At 66.7% G+C, this 17,055-nt stretch carries 18 protein-coding genes; 10 read left to right on the plus strand and 8 right to left on the minus strand.

Features of this window, described 5'->3' with window-relative positions:
• The first annotated feature begins 119 nt into the window (after nt 1-119).
• Nucleotides 120-359, plus strand: coding sequence for a hypothetical protein (locus tag ACOGJC_RS02355; protein ID WP_419846910.1), 240 nt, complete (start codon nt 120-122; stop codon nt 357-359).
• A gap of 107 nt (nt 360-466) precedes the next feature.
• Nucleotides 467-796 (plus strand): hypothetical protein, encoded by a 330-nt coding sequence (locus tag ACOGJC_RS02360; RefSeq protein ID WP_419846911.1) that lies wholly within the window; start codon nt 467-469, stop codon nt 794-796.
• 418 nt (nt 797-1,214) lie between these two features.
• On the opposite strand, the gene ACOGJC_RS02365 is transcribed toward ACOGJC_RS02360, so the two are convergent.
• The 5 genes from ACOGJC_RS02365 to ACOGJC_RS02385 all read right to left on the minus strand — a co-directional run bounded on the left by ACOGJC_RS02365 (nt 1,215) and on the right by ACOGJC_RS02385 (nt 5,823).
• Entirely contained in the window at nt 1,215-2,132 is a 918-nt protein-coding gene (locus tag ACOGJC_RS02365; protein ID WP_419846912.1) for an HpcH/HpaI aldolase/citrate lyase family protein, read from the minus strand.
• Nucleotides 2,129-4,075 carry an acetoacetate--CoA ligase gene (locus tag ACOGJC_RS02370; protein WP_419846913.1) on the minus strand — a complete coding sequence of 649 codons (1,947 nt, stop codon included), beginning with the start codon at nt 4,073-4,075 and terminating at the stop codon, nt 2,129-2,131. Before ACOGJC_RS02370 ends, ACOGJC_RS02365 begins: the two co-directional genes overlap by 4 nt.
• Nucleotides 4,076-4,077: 2 nt before the next feature.
• Complete coding sequence (locus tag ACOGJC_RS02375; RefSeq protein WP_419846914.1) at nt 4,078-4,401, minus strand: hypothetical protein; 324 nt, start codon at nt 4,399-4,401, stop codon at nt 4,078-4,080.
• Nucleotides 4,401-4,643: a hypothetical protein gene (locus ACOGJC_RS02380; RefSeq protein ID WP_419846915.1), complete on the minus strand. Its 243-nt coding sequence runs from the start codon at nt 4,641-4,643 to the stop codon at nt 4,401-4,403. Before ACOGJC_RS02380 ends, ACOGJC_RS02375 begins: the two co-directional genes overlap by 1 nt.
• A 64-nt stretch (nt 4,644-4,707) precedes the next feature.
• Complete coding sequence (locus ACOGJC_RS02385; RefSeq protein WP_419846916.1) at nt 4,708-5,823, minus strand: DUF1214 domain-containing protein; 1,116 nt, start codon at nt 5,821-5,823, stop codon at nt 4,708-4,710.
• 97 nt (nt 5,824-5,920) lie between these two features.
• On the opposite strand from ACOGJC_RS02385, the gene ACOGJC_RS02390 reads away from it, so the two are divergent.
• The 5 genes from ACOGJC_RS02390 (at nt 5,921) to ACOGJC_RS02410 (ending at nt 10,578) form a co-directional block, all read left to right on the plus strand.
• Nucleotides 5,921-6,496 (plus strand): M48 family metallopeptidase, encoded by a 576-nt coding sequence (locus tag ACOGJC_RS02390; protein ID WP_419846917.1) that lies wholly within the window; start codon nt 5,921-5,923, stop codon nt 6,494-6,496.
• Nucleotides 6,497-6,582: 86 nt separating this feature from the next.
• Nucleotides 6,583-7,788, plus strand: a complete 1,206-nt coding sequence (locus ACOGJC_RS02395) for a DegT/DnrJ/EryC1/StrS family aminotransferase (RefSeq protein ID WP_419846918.1) — start codon at nt 6,583-6,585, stop codon at nt 7,786-7,788.
• A gap of 24 nt (nt 7,789-7,812) precedes the next feature.
• Nucleotides 7,813-8,898: a Zn-dependent alcohol dehydrogenase gene (locus ACOGJC_RS02400; RefSeq protein ID WP_419846919.1), complete on the plus strand. Its 1,086-nt coding sequence runs from the start codon at nt 7,813-7,815 to the stop codon at nt 8,896-8,898.
• 41 nt (nt 8,899-8,939) lie between these two features.
• Entirely contained in the window at nt 8,940-9,737 is a 798-nt protein-coding gene (locus ACOGJC_RS02405; protein ID WP_419846920.1) for an SDR family NAD(P)-dependent oxidoreductase, read from the plus strand.
• 46 nt (nt 9,738-9,783) lie between these two features.
• On the plus strand, nt 9,784-10,578 hold the full coding sequence (locus tag ACOGJC_RS02410) for an SDR family oxidoreductase (RefSeq protein ID WP_419846921.1): 795 nt from the start codon (nt 9,784-9,786) through the stop codon (nt 10,576-10,578).
• A 10-nt stretch (nt 10,579-10,588) separates the two neighbouring features.
• Here ACOGJC_RS02410 and ACOGJC_RS02415 read toward each other — a convergent pair whose 3' ends face one another.
• Nucleotides 10,589-11,800, minus strand: a complete 1,212-nt coding sequence (locus ACOGJC_RS02415) for an aspartate aminotransferase family protein (RefSeq protein WP_419846922.1) — start codon at nt 11,798-11,800, stop codon at nt 10,589-10,591.
• 62 nt (nt 11,801-11,862) lie between these two features.
• Here ACOGJC_RS02415 and ACOGJC_RS02420 point away from each other — a divergent pair, with 62 nt between their 5' ends.
• Nucleotides 11,863-12,924, plus strand: coding sequence for an LLM class F420-dependent oxidoreductase (locus ACOGJC_RS02420; protein ID WP_419846923.1), 1,062 nt, complete (start codon nt 11,863-11,865; stop codon nt 12,922-12,924).
• Here the strand turns inward: ACOGJC_RS02420 and ACOGJC_RS02425 are convergent.
• Complete coding sequence (locus tag ACOGJC_RS02425) at nt 12,917-14,107, minus strand: cytochrome P450 (RefSeq protein WP_419846924.1); 1,191 nt, start codon at nt 14,105-14,107, stop codon at nt 12,917-12,919. The two genes, ACOGJC_RS02420 and ACOGJC_RS02425, sit on opposite strands and share 8 nt — an antisense overlap.
• A 52-nt stretch (nt 14,108-14,159) precedes the next feature.
• Between ACOGJC_RS02425 and ACOGJC_RS02430 the strand changes: the two genes are divergently transcribed.
• Together ACOGJC_RS02430 and ACOGJC_RS02435 are read left to right on the plus strand one after the other, a co-directional pair.
• A complete protein-coding gene (locus ACOGJC_RS02430; RefSeq protein ID WP_419846925.1) occupies nt 14,160-14,981 on the plus strand; it encodes a sugar phosphate isomerase/epimerase family protein in 822 nt (273 codons plus the stop codon).
• Nucleotides 14,978-16,177 (plus strand): acyl-CoA dehydrogenase family protein, encoded by a 1,200-nt coding sequence (locus ACOGJC_RS02435; protein WP_419846926.1) that lies wholly within the window; start codon nt 14,978-14,980, stop codon nt 16,175-16,177. Before ACOGJC_RS02430 ends, ACOGJC_RS02435 begins: the two co-directional genes overlap by 4 nt.
• A gap of 9 nt (nt 16,178-16,186) precedes the next feature.
• Here ACOGJC_RS02435 and ACOGJC_RS02440 read toward each other — a convergent pair whose 3' ends face one another.
• Nucleotides 16,187-17,002: an alpha/beta fold hydrolase gene (locus ACOGJC_RS02440; protein WP_419846927.1), complete on the minus strand. Its 816-nt coding sequence runs from the start codon at nt 17,000-17,002 to the stop codon at nt 16,187-16,189.
• Between the last annotated feature and the right edge of the window lie 53 nt (nt 17,003-17,055).

A 17,055-nucleotide genomic window follows, 5' to 3' on the forward strand; every position in this document is an offset into this window, starting at 1 on the left:
TCTATACCTACTTTTGAGGCGTCCGCAAGCGCTGCCAGCCCGATCTCCCCCAAATAGCTTTGTATAAAGCCGAATAGGTGTTAGGTTGGCTGTATGGCCCCCGCTTGGGAACTCGACTGATGCCCCGCTTGTCGCCGCTCGTGCGCCAGCAAAGGGCCGAAGCGCTGGCGGCGGTCGCCTCTATAGGCCGCCAGGTCGCTGCCGACACAGAAGCGCTGACAGCCGCCATGAGCCACGCCAACAGCGTCGGCTGCTCCTGGCACGAGATCGCCCGCCATGCCCCCGTGAACCGGGCTACCGCCCAACGCCGAGTCAAGCGGTGGCAGCAAACCCCCAACACAACCGAAAGGCAGCCATGAGCCCCCAACCCACAACGCCACACCAAACACCGCCCACGATTGCACCGCCCGCAGGCCGCCGCTTGGTCGTTTTTGCGGCGGTCGTTATAGCTCTAGGGGGGGCGCTGTTGCCAGTAGCGCCGGAACTGACCATAACCCTTATGGGTCTGCTTGCGGTCTGCTGCCTCGGCTTCTCGGCCCGCTATGCCGTGTTTTGGCTCAAGCACCGCCCGCTGCCACGCGATTACGACGACAAGGGCAAGCCCAAACCGAACAAAATCGAGGATTTGCTGCTCGTTGTATTTGCGCAATTACCACTCTTGGCTTGGGCATTATTGAAGGGTGGTAGCGGGTTGAACGTGTGGTGGCTACTGGCAGTGGCGCTTATGGCACCCTTCTATGCTCTCGGTAAGTTTGCCCTGTTCCGCTGGTGGCTTCCCCGCAAAATTAGCCGGTGAGCTGGGGCGGGTCGCCTAGTTCGGCCAGCGCCGGTTAATCCACCGGCTAGCGGATTCGTCCAGCACGGCAACCACAAAGCGAACCAGCATCCCCAACAAGAGAGCCGCAACCAAACCGGCTATGGCGCTGGCAACAACAGGCAGCCCCACAGACTCAAACTGACCCCAGAACCAGCGTGGGGTAGCCAGAACGGCAAGAAGGAACGCTAAAAGGGGAGACATGGCTTCTAGAACAGCACCCAACCTCTCACGCGGCCAGCACCAGGGCAGCGATGCGCATGCCGCTCCGCTCTGAATAAGCTTCCATGTCCATCAATCACCCCACGGCACGATATCGGTTCATCGCAGACCCCAAATCGCAGGTTAGGAGGTTGTGCTGACTGACCGAGCGGAAGGATCGCGGCTACCGGATGGGTAATCACTCGTCCAACAATGCCCGGGCCCGGCGAGCCAGCGGCTCGTCCACCATCTGGCCCTCGAAGGCCACCGACGCCTCGCCCCGGGCTTGAGCTTCCTCCCACACGGCCAATAGTGCCCGGGCCCGCTCCCGCTCCTCAGGTGATGGGGAGAAACACTGGTTGGCCAGCGGCACCTGGGAGGGGTGGATGCAGAGCTTGCCGCTGTAGCCGATGGATCTTCCGACTGCGGCGTCGGCCAAGAAGCGCTCGTCGTCGCCGAACGCGGCCACCACCTGGTCAAGCACCGGCACTCTGGCCAGCCGGGCGGCCAGCGCAACCTGGGAGCGGGCGTACAGCACCTCGAGGCCCTCGTCGGTGCGGACGCCGCCCATGTCGGTGATGAAATCCTCGGCCCCGAAATAGGCCCCGCATATACGGGGGTGCCGCAACATGCGATCGATCCCAGCCACGTTGGCCACCCCGGCGGCAGTCTCGACACCAACCAAGAGCCTGAGGTGATTTCGGCCGGCCTCAATCAGCGCATCGAGCACTGGATCGACCTGGGCACCCATCTCCAGCTTGGGCACCACGATCCCGGTCAGTTCCTCGTCCAGGCCTTCGGCCACGTCCGCAGCAAACCATTCGGTGCCCAGCGGATTGACCCGAACGAAGATGGCCAGATCAGGGTGCAAGCGGCGCAGCTCGGCAGCCGAGGCCCGAGCCTGGACTCGAGCCTCGGCTTTGGCCGCGGGGGCTACCGCGTCCTCCAAGTCGAGCACCACTCCGTGGGGGTCGCTACGGGGCAGCTTGGCGCACACATCGGGGCGGCTGGCTGGGGCGAACAACAAGCTGCGCATCCGGGGCAGCGGAGCCAAGACGTCGGCTCGTTTACGGCGGGGGCGAGGCTCTTGATCCTCTGTCGGGGGGTTCTCGGTCATGCCAGCTCCGGTCGGTTGCGGAAATGGTCCAAGGCCTCGGGGTTGGCCAGGGCCTCAATATTGACGATGGGCCGCCCACGCACGGCGTCGCGCACCGCCAATTCCACTGTCTTGCCGCTACGGGTGCGGGGAATGTCGTCCACCGCGCAGATCACCGCAGGTACGTGCCGGGGGGTTGCCCCGGTTCGGATGGCGGCCCGGATGGCCGCCTCCAGAGCATCGTCCAGCAGCACGCCCTCGACCAGCTTCACGAACAGCACCACCCGGGTGTCGCCGTCGACGGGCTGGCCCACCACCACGCTTTCGACAACTTCGTCCATGGCGTCCACCAGGCGGTAGATCTCGGCGGTACCGATTCGCACCCCGCCGGGGTTCAACGTGGCGTCTGAGCGACCCGAGATCACGAATCCGCCGTGCTCGGTGGCGCAGATGTAGTCGCCCTGGTGCCACCGTCCCCCGAATCGCTCGTAGTACGCGGCCCGATATCGCTCTTCGCCTCCCTCGCCCCAGAACCGGAGGGGCTGCGAGGGGAAGGGCGACGAGCACACCAGCTCGCCGAACTGACCCGGCCCGAGCGGCGAACCATCGGCATCGAGCACTTCGATGTCCAGCCCCAGGGCCGGCCGCTGGATCTCGCCCGACCACACCGGGTTGGTGGGGTCTCCGGCCACCAGGCAACCGCACAGGTCGGTTCCCCCTGAAATGGAGGCCAGATGGACATCGGCTTTGACCTGGTCATACACATAGTTGAACCCGTCGGGTGACAGCGGCGAGCCGGTGGAGCAGATTGTGCGCAGCGTACCTAAGCCATGGGTGCGGCGGGGCGACATCTCGGCCTTGCGCAGCGAGTCGATGTAGCGGGCCGATGTTCCGAACAACGTGACTCCGGCCCGGTCGACCACGTCGAACAAGGCATCGAGGCTCGGATGGGCGGGGTTGCCGTCCCACACCACCGCAGCGGCCCCCGACGCTAGGGCCGAGGCCAGCCAGTTCCACATCATCCATCCGGTGGTGGTGAAGTAGAGCACCCGGTCGCCGGGGCGCACATCGCAATGGAGCTGGTGCTCGCACAGGTGCTTGAGCAGGATGCCGCCAGCCCGGTGGACGATGCACTTGGGCCGACCGGTGGTTCCCGAGGAGTACAGCACATATAGCGGATGGTCGAAGGAAAGCTGCTCAAAATGGATCGGCTGGGCGGGATGGGGCTCGAGCCAGGCGTCGAAGTCCACGGTGCCTTCTGGCGGGTTCTCGTCAAGACCCAGGCGGTTCAGCACCACGGTGGCCGCGACAGTGGGAAGGCCGGCTCGAATCTCAGCGAGGCGGTTGCGGCAGTCGAATCGCTGGCCTCCATAGACGTAGCCGTCTACCGCAATCAGCACAGCCGGTTCGATCTGGCCGAAGCGGTCGAGCACCCCGGCGGTGCCGAAATCGGGAGAGGTGGACGAGAACACCGCCCCCACCGAGGCCGCGGCCAGCATCACCGCATAGGCCTCGGGAACATTGGGCATCCAGCACGCCACCCGGTCGCCGGAACCCACCCCTTGGGCCCGCATAGCGCCAGCCAGCCGGGATACCAGCGCCCGCAGCTCGCCTCGGCTGGTTTCGGAATGGGCGCCGGACTCGTCGGCGAACACCATGGTGATCTCATCGTCGGCGCCCGCCAACAGGTTCTCGGCAAAGTTGAGCCGGGCACCGTCGAAGAACCGCACGTCGGCCATGTGCTCGGCCTCCACCACCGGCGCACTCCCCCGCTCCGAGGCCACCACCCCGCAGAAGTCCCACACCGCCGACCAGAAGCCGCCCAAGTCGTCCACCGACCACCGGTGCAGCCTCTGGAATCCCCCGTCGGCCCCGATGTCGATCCCCACCCCGGCAGCGAAGCGGGCCAGGTTGGTCTGGGCAGCCTGATCCCCATCGGGCGCCCAAAGCGGCTGGCTGCTCATGGTCAGACGATATTGGGCTCGGACAGCCACCACCACCAGGCCACAGCGGCAACCGCTCCCGCGACCAGGGCGACGAGGAAGGCCCGCTTGGCCAGCTTGTACAGGAACACCATCGAGGCCACGATGGCGACGACCACTGCCGCCAGCGCCAGTTCGGGGTTGGACGTGGCGAACTCAATCAGCTCGTCGGGAATGCGGTCCCGCACATCGGCGGGCACGCAGTCCAGGGCCCGCTCGGGGAGCTTGTCGATCGACCCGTCCCGCAGCTTCTCCAGCAGATCAGGATCGACGCAGTCCAGCCCCTCAGGCAGCTCACCCGCGGGCATCAGGGGGCTTCAGCAGACTCCGCCCGGCTTTCCAAGCGTCCCTCGAGTCGGCCCACTCGACCGACCAGATCGACGATTGCCCCGGTGAGCTTTTCAAAACCAGCCCGGGTCTCCTCCCGCTGTGCAGCGAACTCCCTCTCGGTGTAGACCCTCAGCTGGGCGATGTCGGCGCGACGACACCGGTCCAGATACAGCATCAACGTGATGATTACCCCCAGCATGACAATGATGGCTTGTTCCATATCAGTTCTCCGAAATGAACTGCTTGCGGGGGAAGGTGAGAAAACTATACCGGGCCGGAAGCGGTTACCGGCGCAGATCAGCGAGCTTCACCAGCTCGGGCTCGATGCGCTCCACGCCTGCGGTGGGCAGGAAGAACCGCCAGAAGATGCTGCCGGTGGGGCGGCCCTCGGTGTCCAGCCAGTTGTACACGCCGGGGTCTTCGTGGGCGATCACCATCTTGAAGGTCCCGTCGGCCTCCAGGGTGGTGTTGGCCCGATTGCGGCTGGTGATGCGGTTGCCGTAGTCGTAGGTCTGCCCCGCAGCATTCCACAGGCACACATTGCCGAATTTGCACTCCGGCCAACGCCCGGTCATCACCAGAGCCTCGTCGGGGCCGAGCACATAGCGCCCCAAGGTGTAGTAGGCGTCGAAGGCCGCGAAGCCCATGGTGCCGGGCGGCTGCGGATCGGGCAGAACGTTGGGCTCGCGGCTGACCCACGTCGGCATGGGGTAGGTGCCGGGGATGGGCTGCTGGAGAGTCTTGCCCAGCAGGTGGTTATTGACCCGGCCGATGGCCGCGGCCACCGTCTCGTCGTTCCAAAGGGTGGCCGGCCCCACCGGCGACAGACACTCGATGGTGAGGGGGATGTGGAGCGACTCGTCAGCCGCGGCCGGCTTGGGAACCTCGAAGTAGTGCCGGGTGGTGATACGGCCCGCATCGGCGGGCAGGTCTAGCCAGTTCCGGTCCCGGGGATCGCCGCCAAGGAACACCTCGTAGTTGCCGTCGGCGTCAACGTCGATGTCGTCGTCGTTGAGTACCCCGCCGGTGCCGGTGGCGTATCGGCCTTCGGATGAGCCCAGCTCGACCGTGAACGACGTGTAAACCGCTCCGGCCAAGTTGCCGGTGACCCGATAGGCCAGATCCCCGGTCACCGGGGCCTCGAAGTACACCGCATCGGCGTTGTCACCGGTGAACTTGCGGGTGGGCGACACGATCCGGCGCCACACCGGGCGCTCGGGATCGAACTCGGCGTGGGAGAACAGGGCCGACTGGAGGATGTGCAGCACCAGACGGTGGCTGTCGGCGATGTCCTGCTCACCAGACACTCCCCACTCCTCGCCGCAGAAGCGTTTGCTCACCTCGCCCAACGCATCAACCATCTCCGCCCACGCGGCCTGGGTCTTGGTCTGATCAGCCATTTCTATCTCCCCCTTTGGTTTTGGCCGGACGTTACCGCAGCCGCTTGGCTACCCCACCATCCACCAAACCGTCACTCCCCGTCGGTATGGTCGAAACGTGAATTCGGCCCTCGTGGACACAGTGATCGACACTGCGGCGGTCACTGCCGTCGAAGCAGTTCCTGCGGCGCTGCCGCCGCTGCCGATCCGCGTTATCCGCAGTCCAAGGCGTCGAAAGACGGCCGCGGCCAAGATCCTGCCCGACTGTATTGAAGTGCGGGTTCCTGCCGGGATGACCCCCGACGCCGAGGCCGAGATGGTGGCCAGCCTGGTGTCCCGCCTCGAGCGCAAGCGGGCGGCCGAGGCCGGCGGTGTGAATTTGGCCGAGCGGGCCGTCAAGCTGGCCTCCCGCTACGGCCTGCCTCATCCGGAGTCGGTCACTTGGGCCGAGCAGAACGACCGCTGGGCGTCATGCACATCGGCCCGGGGCACCATCCGCATATCCACCCGCCTGGCCCGCGTACCGGGTTGGGTGCTCGACGCGGTCATCGTCCACGAGCTGGCCCACCTCAGCGAGCCCAATCACAGTCCCGCCTTTTGGGAGCTGGCCAACCGCTACCCCCGCCAAGAACGGGCCTCCGGCTTCCTCGAAGCCATGTCCGCCGGCCACTCCGACCCCTGCCACACGGTCTGAGGCGGCCAAAGGGCTGAATCGCAACGGGCCTTGACCCGGCCCTCTGATCGCAGCCCGAGTTCGTGAGTGAGGCAGACTGAGGGCCGATGGGTGAGCGGATCTTTTATGCGGCCAGTGTGCATGATGAGGCCGAGATCGATGCGGTGGTTGAGGTATTGCGGGGAGGGGCGGGGGCGCTGTGGCCGGGGCGCAATGTCACCGCCTTTGAATGGGAGGTAGCCAAGCGGTTCGGCAAGCACCGGGGGCTCATGTGCAACTCGGGGTCCTCCGCGCTGTATCTGGCGGTGGAACTGGCCGACTTGCCGCCGGGCAGCGAGGTCATCACCGCGGCGGTGACCTTCTCCACCGACGTGGCCCCGCTGGTGCGGGCCGGACTGGTGCCGGTATTCGCCGATGTGGACCCCGACACCTACCAGGTCGACGTCGACTCCATCGAGAGCCTCATCGGCCCCGACACCAGAGCCATCTTGGCCCCCAACCTCATCGGCAACGCCCCCGACTGGGATGCCATTCGGGCCATCGCCGACCGCCACGGGCTGTTCGTGATCGAGGACAGCTGCGACGCCTTGGGGCCCACGCTGAGGGGCACGCCCACCGGCACCCGCAGCGACCTGACGGTCACCAGCTTCGCCTCCTCGCACATCATCACCTGCGCAGGCAACGGCGGGATGGTGCTGCTCGACGACGAGGACCTGCGAGACCGGGGCTTGCTGCTGCGCCGCTGGGGCCGCCGATCCGAGCTGCACTTCTACGGCTCCAAGCGCCGGGACCGGAACTTCTGGGAAGACCTCGACGGCATTCACTACGACAACCAGTTCATCTTCGACGAGCTGGCCTGGAACTTCGAGCCGTCCGAGATCGGCGCCGCCTTCGGTCGCCAACAGCTCGACAAAGTGCCCCAGAACTTCGCCCGGCGCACCCGCAGCTTCGATCTCTACACGGAGTTCTTTTCCGCCCACGCCGACCGCTTCCGCCTCCCCCGCCAGACCGAGGGGTTGGACACCGCCTGGCTGTGCTATCCGCTCACCATCGCCCCCGATGCGGGCTTCGTGCGGGCCGACCTGCAAGCCCATCTCGACGGCAACGGCGTGGACACCCGCACCGTGTGGACCGGGAACGCCACCCGCCAGCCGTTCATGGCCAGCGTCGACTTCCGCCAACCCGACAACGGCCTCCCCCACGCCGACGCCATCATGGAGCGAGGCGTAGTCCTCCCCATGAACCACTCCCTAGACGACGAAGACATCGGCTACGTGATCAGCCTGATAGAAACTTTCCTGACCACTACCTAGTTCCCAACAATCAAGGAGAACCCCATGCGCGGCGCCGTTTTGCACACCAGTCCTGGCGAGTTGGTCGTCGAGAATCTGACCGTCGACAAGCCCAATCCCAACGAGGTGCTCATCAGCACCACTCACGCCGGGCTGTGCCACTCCGACCTGCACTTCATGGACGGCCACTGGCCAGTGGCCCAGTCGATGGTGATGGGCCACGAATCGGCCGGTGTGGTGGCCGCAGTGGGCGAAGACGTGACCTATGTGAAACCCGGCGACCACGTCATCACCTGTGTGTCGATGTGGTGCGGGGTGTGCCGCACCTGCCTTCAGGGCAAGCCCTACCTGTGCCTCGACGCCGATTCCATGCGCTCGGGCCGGCCCACCCCGTCGCTGCGCTTTGACGACGGGCGAGGCTGCACCGCCTTCGCCGGACTGGGCTCGTTCGCCGAGGAGCTGCTGGTCCACGAGCGGGCAGTGGTCAAGATCCGCGACGACATGCCGTTAGACCGGGCCGCGCTTATCGGGTGCGGGGTCACCACCGGGCTGGGCGCGGTAATGCGCACCGCGGCGGTCCCCGCCGGATCCAGCGTGGTTGTGATCGGCTGCGGCGGAATCGGCCTATCGGCCGTGCAAGGGGCCCGCATTGTGGGAGCCACGCCGATCATCGCGGTGGATCTGGTGGCCTCCAAGCTGGAGATGGCCCGCACGCTGGGCGCCACCCACACGGTGGACGCCTCGGAGGTCGATCCGGTGGCCGCAGTCCACGAAATCACCGGGGGAGGCGCCGACTACTCATTTGAGGCCATTGGCCTGAGCGCCACCGCCGAGCAGGCCTGGGCCATGATCGGCATCGGCGGCACGGCCACGGTGATCGGGATGCTGCCCATGACCAGCCAGGTGACCATCCCCGGCGGCGAGATCATCTTGAGCGAGAAGAAGCTCCAGGGGTCGCTGATGGGCGGCAACCGCTTCCGCTTGGACATGCCCAAGTTCATCGACCTGTATCTGGACGGGCGACTCAAGCTGGACGAGATGGTGTCGGCCACCATCGACATCACCGAGGTGAACGATGGCTACGCCGCCATGAAGGCGGGCGAAACCCTGCGCTCGGTGATCGCCTTCTGAGCAACCCCTCCCCTGCTGCATCATCGAAAAGGAGCACGACAATGGGACAACTGGACGACCGGGTGGCGGTGGTCACCGGCGGCGGCGATGGCATAGGACACGGCATCTGTCGGCGGTTCGCGGCCGAAGGGGCCAAGCTGCTAGTCACCGACATCGACAACGACGCTTCCGAGCGGGTGGCCGGCGAGCTGCGCGAGGAATTTGGCGCCGATGCCCGGCCGATGCGAGTGGACGTGGCCGAAAAGGACGAGGTGTTGGCCATGGTGGAGGCCGCGGTCGCGAACTGGGGCCGCCTGGACGTGCTCATCAACAACGCCTGGGGCGGCGGTGAGCTGTGCCGGGTGGAGGTCAAGACCGACCAGCTCATGAACGACGCCATGCACGTGGGGCTTTATGGCCCGCTGTGGGCCATGCAGACCGCCTTCCGGGTTATGCGGGACCAGCAGTACGGGCGAATCGTGAACCTGTGCTCGCTCAACGGGGTGAATGCCCACATGGGCACGCTGGAGTACAACTGCGCCAAGGAGGCGCTGAGGACGCTCAGCCGCACCGCCGCTCGGGAGTGGGCCCCCTACGGCATCGTGGTGAACGTGATCTGCCCGGGGGCCAAGACCGCGTCAGCCCGCCGGGTGGAGCAGATGATGCCCGATCTCATCCGCAACGCCGAGGCGGCCAACCCCATGGGCCGGATGGGCGACCCCGAGGGTGACATCGCCCCGGTGGCTCTGTTCTTGTCGTCGGAAGACGCCCAGTACCTCACCGGCAACACGCTGTATGTGGACGGCGGCAGCCACATCAACGGCGCCAACTGGGCCCCCGACATGCCCGAGAGTGAATAAGTGCTGTGACATTCCGACGCCGCAGGCATCGGACCGAAGGACTGTTGTGAACAAAAACATGTCAATGGTCGGCAAGGTGGCCATCGTCACTGGGGCGGGGCCGGGGTTGGGGCGGTCGTGTGCGCTGGCCATGGCCGCGGATGGCGCTGACTTGGCCCTGGCGGCCCGCCGGGCCGAGCCGCTTGAGGCGCTGGCCGCTGAGGTGGCCGCGGCTACGGGTCGGCGGGTGCTGGCGATTCCCACCGACATCGCTCACCACGACTCGGCCGCGGCTCTGGCCGACACTGCGGCCGCTGAGTTGGGCCGAGTGGACGCGGTGGTGAATGTGGCCACCGCCGGCGGCGCCCGCGCCGCAGTGGCCGACATCGACTGGGGCGACTACCGCTACTCCTTCGAGCTAAACGTGATCGGCACCCTGGAGGTGAGCCGTCGCGCCGCCGAGCACATGAAGGCCACTGGCGGAGGCTCGATCGTTCAGATCAGCACGCTTAGCACCCATTCGGTCCCCGAGAAGATGGCCATCTACACCTCCACAAAGTCGGCCATGCACACCGCATCCATGGTTATGGCCCGTGAGCTGGGCCCCCACAACATCAGGGTGAATATCGTCACGCCGGGCTACATCACCGGCGACAATCTCGATCGGCTGTGGGGAAACATCGCCGAGCAAACCGGCAAGACCGCCCAGCAAGTATCGGACCGGGCGGCCCGGGCCGCGGCACTCAACCGCCACGTCGACCCCGAAGACATCGCCGAAGCCGTGCTGTTTCTGGCCTCCGAGCGGGGCCGGGGGGTGACCGGCCAGGAGATAATCGTGGACGCCGGCCAGGTGATCGGCTGAGCCGGCTGGTCTAGGCCTGCTCTTTGGACAGAACGTCGGCCATGGTGTCGAACAGGATCCCGATCTCGTGGTCGGTGATCACCAGGGGCGGGCACATGGCCAAGCCGGTGCCGACTGGCCGTAGCACCACTCCGGCGTCCAGAAGCCGCATCCGGGCGGCCGCGGCGTCGTAGCCCAACTCGGCGGCATATACCGCTCCGGCGCCCCGGTAGCTCTGGATGATCCCGTCAGCTTGGAGGGCGGCGAGACCCTCGGTGAGCTTCTCAGCCAGGTGCGGCACCCGCTGCACAAGCTCTTCTTTTTCCATCAGGGCCAGATTGGCCACTCCGGCGGCCATACAGGCGGGGTGCCCGGCGTAGGTGTACCCGGTGCGCAGCGTGTATCCGGGCTGCTCCAGCACATCGCATACCGCCCGGCTGGCGATCACCCCGCCCACCGGCTGGTAGCCGGAGGTGACCCCTTTGGCGAACGTCATCAGATCGGGGGTCACACCGTAGTGCTGGGCCCCGAACCATTCTCCGGTGCGGCCGAACCCACAGATCACCTCGTCGAGGATCAGCAGCGCCCCGTGCTGGTCGCACAGCCGCCTCAGCCCCTCCAGATAGCCGTCGGTCGGCGGATATACGCCCCCGGCCCCTTGCAGCGGCTCGGTAATGACGGCGGCCACCCGGCCCTCGTTGGCAGCCATGGTGGTGCTCACCGCCTCTATGTCGTCGCGGGGCACCTCGATGAAATGGGGCACCAAGTCACCCCACCCCTCCCGGTTGCCGGCGATGCCCTGGGCCGTGGTACCCCCGAAGTTGGTGCCGTGGTAGGCGTCGGTGCGCCGGATGATCACCTGACGATCGGTATCGCCCTCTAGCTGGTGGACAGCTCGGGCGATCTTCAGCGCGGAATCCACCGCCTCCGACCCCGATCCGCAGAAGAACACCCGCCCATCGGGATGGGGCGACCGCTCCACCACCATTGAGGCCAGCTCTTCGGCCGGTTCGTTGGTGAACGGGGCGAACGTCTGGTAGGCGTCCAACCGCCGCATCTGGTCAGCCACCGCGTCGATGATCTCGGCCCGGCCGTGGCCCACCTGGCAGTACCACAGGCTGGCCAGGGCATCGAGGTACCGCTTCCCCTGGTCATCCCAGAGAGTGCAGCCCTCAGCGCGCACGATGGTGATGAAGTCGTCGGCCGCGGGCGGAGTGAACCCATGCAAGAACTTGGAAGGCACCGCCGAATTCTACCCACGGCCAATTCACTTACAGGCCACCGGGAGTGGGATAGTGCGGGCATATGAAGCTGGGAATCGGTGTGGACATATGGAACCAGGCCAGGCTGGACACCTCGCTGGCCCAAGAGCAGCTGGCCAGGGTGCAGCTGGCCGAGCGACTGGGATACGACTCGGTGTGGTCGGCGGAGATCTACGGCGTGGACGCCATCACTCCCTTGGCCTGGATCGCGGCCCACACCCGCCACATCCGCCTTGGCACTGCGGTGTGCCAGGTGGCCGCCCGCCCGGCGGTGACCGCCGCCATGCAATTCGGCACCTTGGAGGCGCTGGCCGGGCCGGGGCGGGCCATCTGCGGGTTGGGACTGTCGGGCCCCCAGATCGTGGAGGGATGGTACGGCCAGCCGTGGGGCAAGCCCAATGCCCTACTGCGCGACTACGTGTCGATCATCAAAAAGGTGTTCGCCCGAGAGGGCCCGTTGTCCCATGACGGGTCACAGATCAGCTTGCCCTTTACCGGCGAGGGCGCGCTGGGCGTGGGCAAGCCGCTCAAGTCGATCCTGCACATGAACCCCGACATCCCGGTGTTCTTGGCCACCGGCGGGCCGGCCAACACCGCCCTTATGGCCGAGCTGGCCGATGGGTGGCTGCCCCTGGGCTACACACCGGGCAGCGCCCACCTCTACACCGAGGCCATCCAGAAGGGGCTCGACCGGGCCGGGCGCACCTGGGACGACATCGAGATCCAGGCCGGGGCCCGGGTTTCCATCACCGACGACGTGCAGGGGGCCATCGACGAGGCCAAGCCCCAGTTCGCCTTCCTGGTGGGGGGCTACGGCACTCGGGAGTACAACTTCCACCGCGACGCCATGGTGCGGAGGGGTTTCGGCGAGGCCGCCGAGCGCATTCAGGAGCTGTTCATGGCCGGGCGCCGGGACGAGGCGGTGGCCGCGGTGCCCGACGAGTACATCGACGACGGAGCGCTGATCGGCTCCCGCCAGCGCATCAAAGAGCGCTTCGCCCGCTGGAGCGACACCAAGGCCACCGGCCTCACCATCCGAGCCGACACAGACGAGGAGCTGGCCTACATCGCCGAACTGGCCGAGGCCCGGCCCCGGACTACCTAGGAATCAACTTGGCCGGAATGGGCAGATGCGACATCCCGCCGGGCAGCGGCGGATAGGTCACGCCCTCCACCACGAACATCTCGGCCACCCGATCGCACAGCACGTTTACCGCGCAAGTGGCCTCGATGCGGGCCAGGGTGGCACCGGGGCAGATGTGGGGACCGCCCCCGAATCCCAAGTGATCGCGGGGGTCGTCGCGGTTCAAGCGGAACACGTCGGGGTCGTCGTACACAGTCTCATCCCGGTTGGCCGATCCGATGCCCACCTCCACCCAGTCGCCAGCGTGCATCTCTACCCCGTCGAGCGCGATGTCATGGGTGCAGCGCCGGGTGGTGGCCTGCACCGGGGCGTCGTGGCGCAGCGATTCCTCCACCAGCGGGGCCACCAGATCACGGTCGGCCGATACCCGCTCGAAGAGCTCCCGGTCGCGCAGCAGCCGGTGGGCCAGGTGTACCAGCAGCGCCCGAGTGGTGTGGACCCCGGCCATGACCATGAACTGAAGCTGGGTGACGATCTCGGTGTCGCTCAGCGGCACCCCGTCGATCTCGGCGCTCATCAGCCCGATGATCACGTCGTGGGGCCGCTCGTCCCCGGCGGCGGCCGACGACCGGCGCTCGGCTAGCGCATCGCGGAAATAGTCGAGGATGGGCGGGCCGGTCGGCTTGATCCCCGGCGTGCCCGGGCGCTGCATCAGCGTCCCGTCGAACGACCATCCCATGAACTTGTCGCCTGCCTCGGGAGGAAGCCCCATGAGGTCGGCCAGCGTGGCGCTGGGGATGGGCATGGCGTAGCCCGCATGCAGGTCACCCTCCCCCGCGGCCAGCATCGGGTCGACCAGCCGGTGGCAGGTTCGGGTGACGAACTCCTCGGTGTTGCGCAACCGGTGGGGGGCGAAGTTGGAGTTGTACAGCCGGCGGATTCGCCCGTGGCGGGGCTCGGGTATCTCGCTCAGGAACAGCTCCTCGGGCGGAACCATCTCGGTGCCGGCCAGCCCAGCCATGGCGGCCAAATCGGCCACGAACGTCTCCACCTCTTTGAGGGCGGTGTCGATGTGGCGGCGGGTCGAGAGGTACCAGCCCCCCTTGGGCGATGGGCAGATGGGCTGTTCTGTGCGTATGCGGGCCAGCGTGTGAAACGGGACTCCGTCGACTTCATGAGACGGGTCGCGGGCGTCGAACTCCATGGGTGCACGGTAGTTGGGCTCTTGTCGGCCATGCCGCGTCTAGTCTCGGCCCGTGAACCATCCGCCTTATCTGTGTACCGGCACGCTGGGCCGGATCCCGTGGGAGGAAAAGGCTCGGATTGCCTCCGACGCCGGATTCGCCCGGCTGTCGATCTATGGATGGGAGCACCGCAAGCTGCACGAGCGGGGATGGGACGACGGTGCGGTGCGAGAACTGCTGGACAACCTCGATCTGCGAGTGGCCGAGTACGACGGCGTGGTGATGACCATGCGGTCCCCAGAGGGTGCCGAGGAGGCGGTTGATGCCGCCGCTGCTCTGCGGGCACGGTCGATCACCGTGTTGGAGCACTCCGATTGGACCCCCGGTGAGAACATTGCCCAGGCCGCGGCCACCTTGGCTGAAGTCAGCGACCAAGCCGCTGAGCACGGCATCCTGGCCTTAATCGAGCCGTTCGCCTGGTCGCCGCTGAATGACCACCGGGTGGCCGCTGAGATTGTCGAGCGGGCCGACCGGCCCAACGCGGGGCTGCTGCTCGACACCTGGCATCTGTGGCGGGGACCGGAGCGCGGGCGGCTGGACCCGGCCATCGACCCGGCCATGATCAAGGAAATCCAAGTGGGCGACACCGGGCCTGAGCCCGAAGGAAACCCGACGGGCGAAGAGCTCAACTACGAGTGCATTCACCGCCGCTTGATGCCCGGCGAGGGCCACGGAGACATCGCCGGGATGCTGGCCGAGTTCGCCGAGCGGGGGGTGGACGCCCCGCTCGCCGTCGAGGTGTTCTACCAATCGCTCGACGGCATGGAACCGGCTGAGGCGGCCCGCCAGTCGATGGCCTGCTTCGAGGAATTGAAAGCTAGATTGGCCTTGTGAGCACTGAAGGAATCCCCCAAGAAGTCGACGACGCCATCGACGCCTTATTGGCCGAGCACGACCCCACCACCATGTCGGTGGAGGAGTTCCGCGGCTACCAGTACGACGCTGGCCTGGCCTGGGTGCACTTCCCGGTGGGCTTCGGCGGCCTCGAGCTGGCCCCCCGTTTCCAGCGCCATATCGAGACCCGTTTGCGCAACGCCGGTGCCGGTTCTGCTGATCCCGGCATCTTTTTCTTCACCCTGGCCGGGCCAACCATCGTGACCCACGGCACCGACGAGCAGAAGCGCCGCTTTTTGCGGCCCATGTTCACCGGCGAAGAGCGCTGGTGCCAGCTGTTCTCCGAGCCGGGCGCGGGCAGCGACTTCGCCGGTCTGGCAACCCGGGCGGTGCGCGACGGCGAGGTGTGGACCCTAGACGGCCAGAAGGTGTGGAATACCCTCGCCCACCTGGCCGATCGGGGCATGCTGGTGGCCCGCAGCAACCCCGAATCCCCCAAGCACAAGGGCATGACCTACTTCGCGCTGGACATGCACGCTAAGGGAGTGGAGGTGCGGCCCCTGCGCCAGATCACCGGCGAGGCCGAGTTCAACGAGGTGTACATGACCGGCGTACAGGTGCCCGATGCCGACCGGATCGGCGGCGAGGGAGAAGGCTGGGGGGTGGCGCTCACCACGCTGATGAACGAGCGCACCGTGATCGGGGGCGGCGGTTCACCCAAGCGGGGCTCAGGCAGCATTGCCGAACTGGTGCAGGTGTGGGCTGAGTTGCCCGACGAGCAGCGCACCTCAGCCCGTTTGGACCGGGTGATGAAACTGTGGAGCCAGGCGGAGACGCTGCGGCTCACCAACATGCGGGCCTCGCAGAATCGCCGGGCCGGCAATCCCGGTCCGGAGGGCTCGGTGGCCAAGGCCATCCACGCCGAGCTGAACAAGTCCATCTTCGAGGAGTGCGTGAACCTCCAAGGGCCAGCCGGCTCGGTGGACTTCGACTACACCTTCCGCCGTCCTGACGTGGTGTCGGAAACCGGTGCCGAGAACGGCTTGGGCCACGCCTTCCTGCGGTCCCGGGCCAACTCCATCGAAGGCGGCACCACCGAGATCATGCGCAACATCCTGGGCGAGCAAATCCTCGGCCTCCCCGGCGAGCCCCGGGTGGACAAGGCCATCCCCTGGAACGAGGTCCCCCGGAACTAACTTCGGCCATTACCCCACTTCGACGGGGGAACGGCCAAACCTGCGGTCGAGCCAGCCGATTACCGTTTGAGCCACGGCTTCGGGCTGTTCAGGCAGCAGTGCGTGGCCGGCATTGGGGATGACCACTACCTCCACCCGGTCGCCGACGGCTTCGACGAGAGCGTCGGCGTTGGCCGGCACGGCCAGGCGGTCGTCGGCGGGCTGCACCGCCAGCATGGGGGCGCGGCCTCCGGCCCACCAGTCCCCCACCGGCGTGGACACGGTGGCCTTCTCCTGCTGGTGGGCCAGCTTTCCGTACCATCCGTCGGCCCACACACTGGCGTCGTTGCCCGGCGCGAAGAACGCCCGGCCCACCGCATCGAGACGGGCTTCAGGCGGGTTGCGGGGGTCGAAGATCGTCCGCAAAGCCACGGCCATCTCGTCGGTGACCGGAATGAACCCACCGCAGGCCAAAAGCACCAGGCTCTCCACCAGTTCGGGGTGATTGGTGGCGGTCATGCGGGCGATCCGGTTGCCGTAGGCGTGCCCCACAACCACTGCGGGGCCGTCGCCAAGCTCCGCAATCACCGCGGCCACATCGGCGGCCAGCGTGGCCAGGGTCTCCTCCCGGTCGGGCACCGCGCTAGCCCCGAGACCCCGAGGCTCAGGACAGGCCACCCGATAGCCGGCGGCAGCCACATCGGCGGCCAGATCGTCGAAATCGGCCGCCCCCCGGCCCAACGACGGCAGCATCACCACCAGCGGACCCTCGCCTTGGACGTGGACTTCGATCGGTCCGTATTCGGTGGGCACCATCACAATCCGGGACTGTAACCCAGAGGCCATGAGGCCGAGCAGGCCAGTACATGTAACCGGCCTCTGATATCGCCGGTTAGCCT

This window comes from Candidatus Poriferisocius sp., from assembly GCF_965204015.1.
Lineage (GTDB): Bacteria > Actinomycetota > Acidimicrobiia > Acidimicrobiales > Bin134 > Poriferisocius.

Excerpts from the sequence above, each read along its gene's own strand:
- ACOGJC_RS02440 (WP_419846927.1), bottom strand. The coding sequence starts at position 17,002 with ATGGCCTCTGGGTTACAGTCCCGGATTGTGATGGTGCCCACCGAATAC.
- ACOGJC_RS02380 (WP_419846915.1), bottom strand. The coding sequence starts at position 4,643 with ATGGAACAAGCCATCATTGTCATGCTGGGGGTAATCATCACGTTGATG.
- ACOGJC_RS02400 (WP_419846919.1), top strand. The coding sequence starts at position 7,813 with ATGCGCGGCGCCGTTTTGCACACCAGTCCTGGCGAGTTGGTCGTCGAG.
- ACOGJC_RS02375 (WP_419846914.1), bottom strand. The coding sequence starts at position 4,401 with ATGCCCGCGGGTGAGCTGCCTGAGGGGCTGGACTGCGTCGATCCTGAT.
- ACOGJC_RS02355 (WP_419846910.1), top strand. The coding sequence starts at position 120 with ATGCCCCGCTTGTCGCCGCTCGTGCGCCAGCAAAGGGCCGAAGCGCTG.
- ACOGJC_RS02365 (WP_419846912.1), bottom strand. The coding sequence starts at position 2,132 with ATGACCGAGAACCCCCCGACAGAGGATCAAGAGCCTCGCCCCCGCCGT.
- ACOGJC_RS02395 (WP_419846918.1), top strand. The coding sequence starts at position 6,583 with ATGGGTGAGCGGATCTTTTATGCGGCCAGTGTGCATGATGAGGCCGAG.
- ACOGJC_RS02425 (WP_419846924.1), bottom strand. The coding sequence starts at position 14,107 with ATGGAGTTCGACGCCCGCGACCCGTCTCATGAAGTCGACGGAGTCCCG.
- ACOGJC_RS02420 (WP_419846923.1), top strand. The coding sequence starts at position 11,863 with ATGAAGCTGGGAATCGGTGTGGACATATGGAACCAGGCCAGGCTGGAC.
- ACOGJC_RS02405 (WP_419846920.1), top strand. The coding sequence starts at position 8,940 with ATGGGACAACTGGACGACCGGGTGGCGGTGGTCACCGGCGGCGGCGAT.
- ACOGJC_RS02370 (WP_419846913.1), bottom strand. The coding sequence starts at position 4,075 with ATGAGCAGCCAGCCGCTTTGGGCGCCCGATGGGGATCAGGCTGCCCAG.
- ACOGJC_RS02385 (WP_419846916.1), bottom strand. The coding sequence starts at position 5,823 with ATGGCTGATCAGACCAAGACCCAGGCCGCGTGGGCGGAGATGGTTGAT.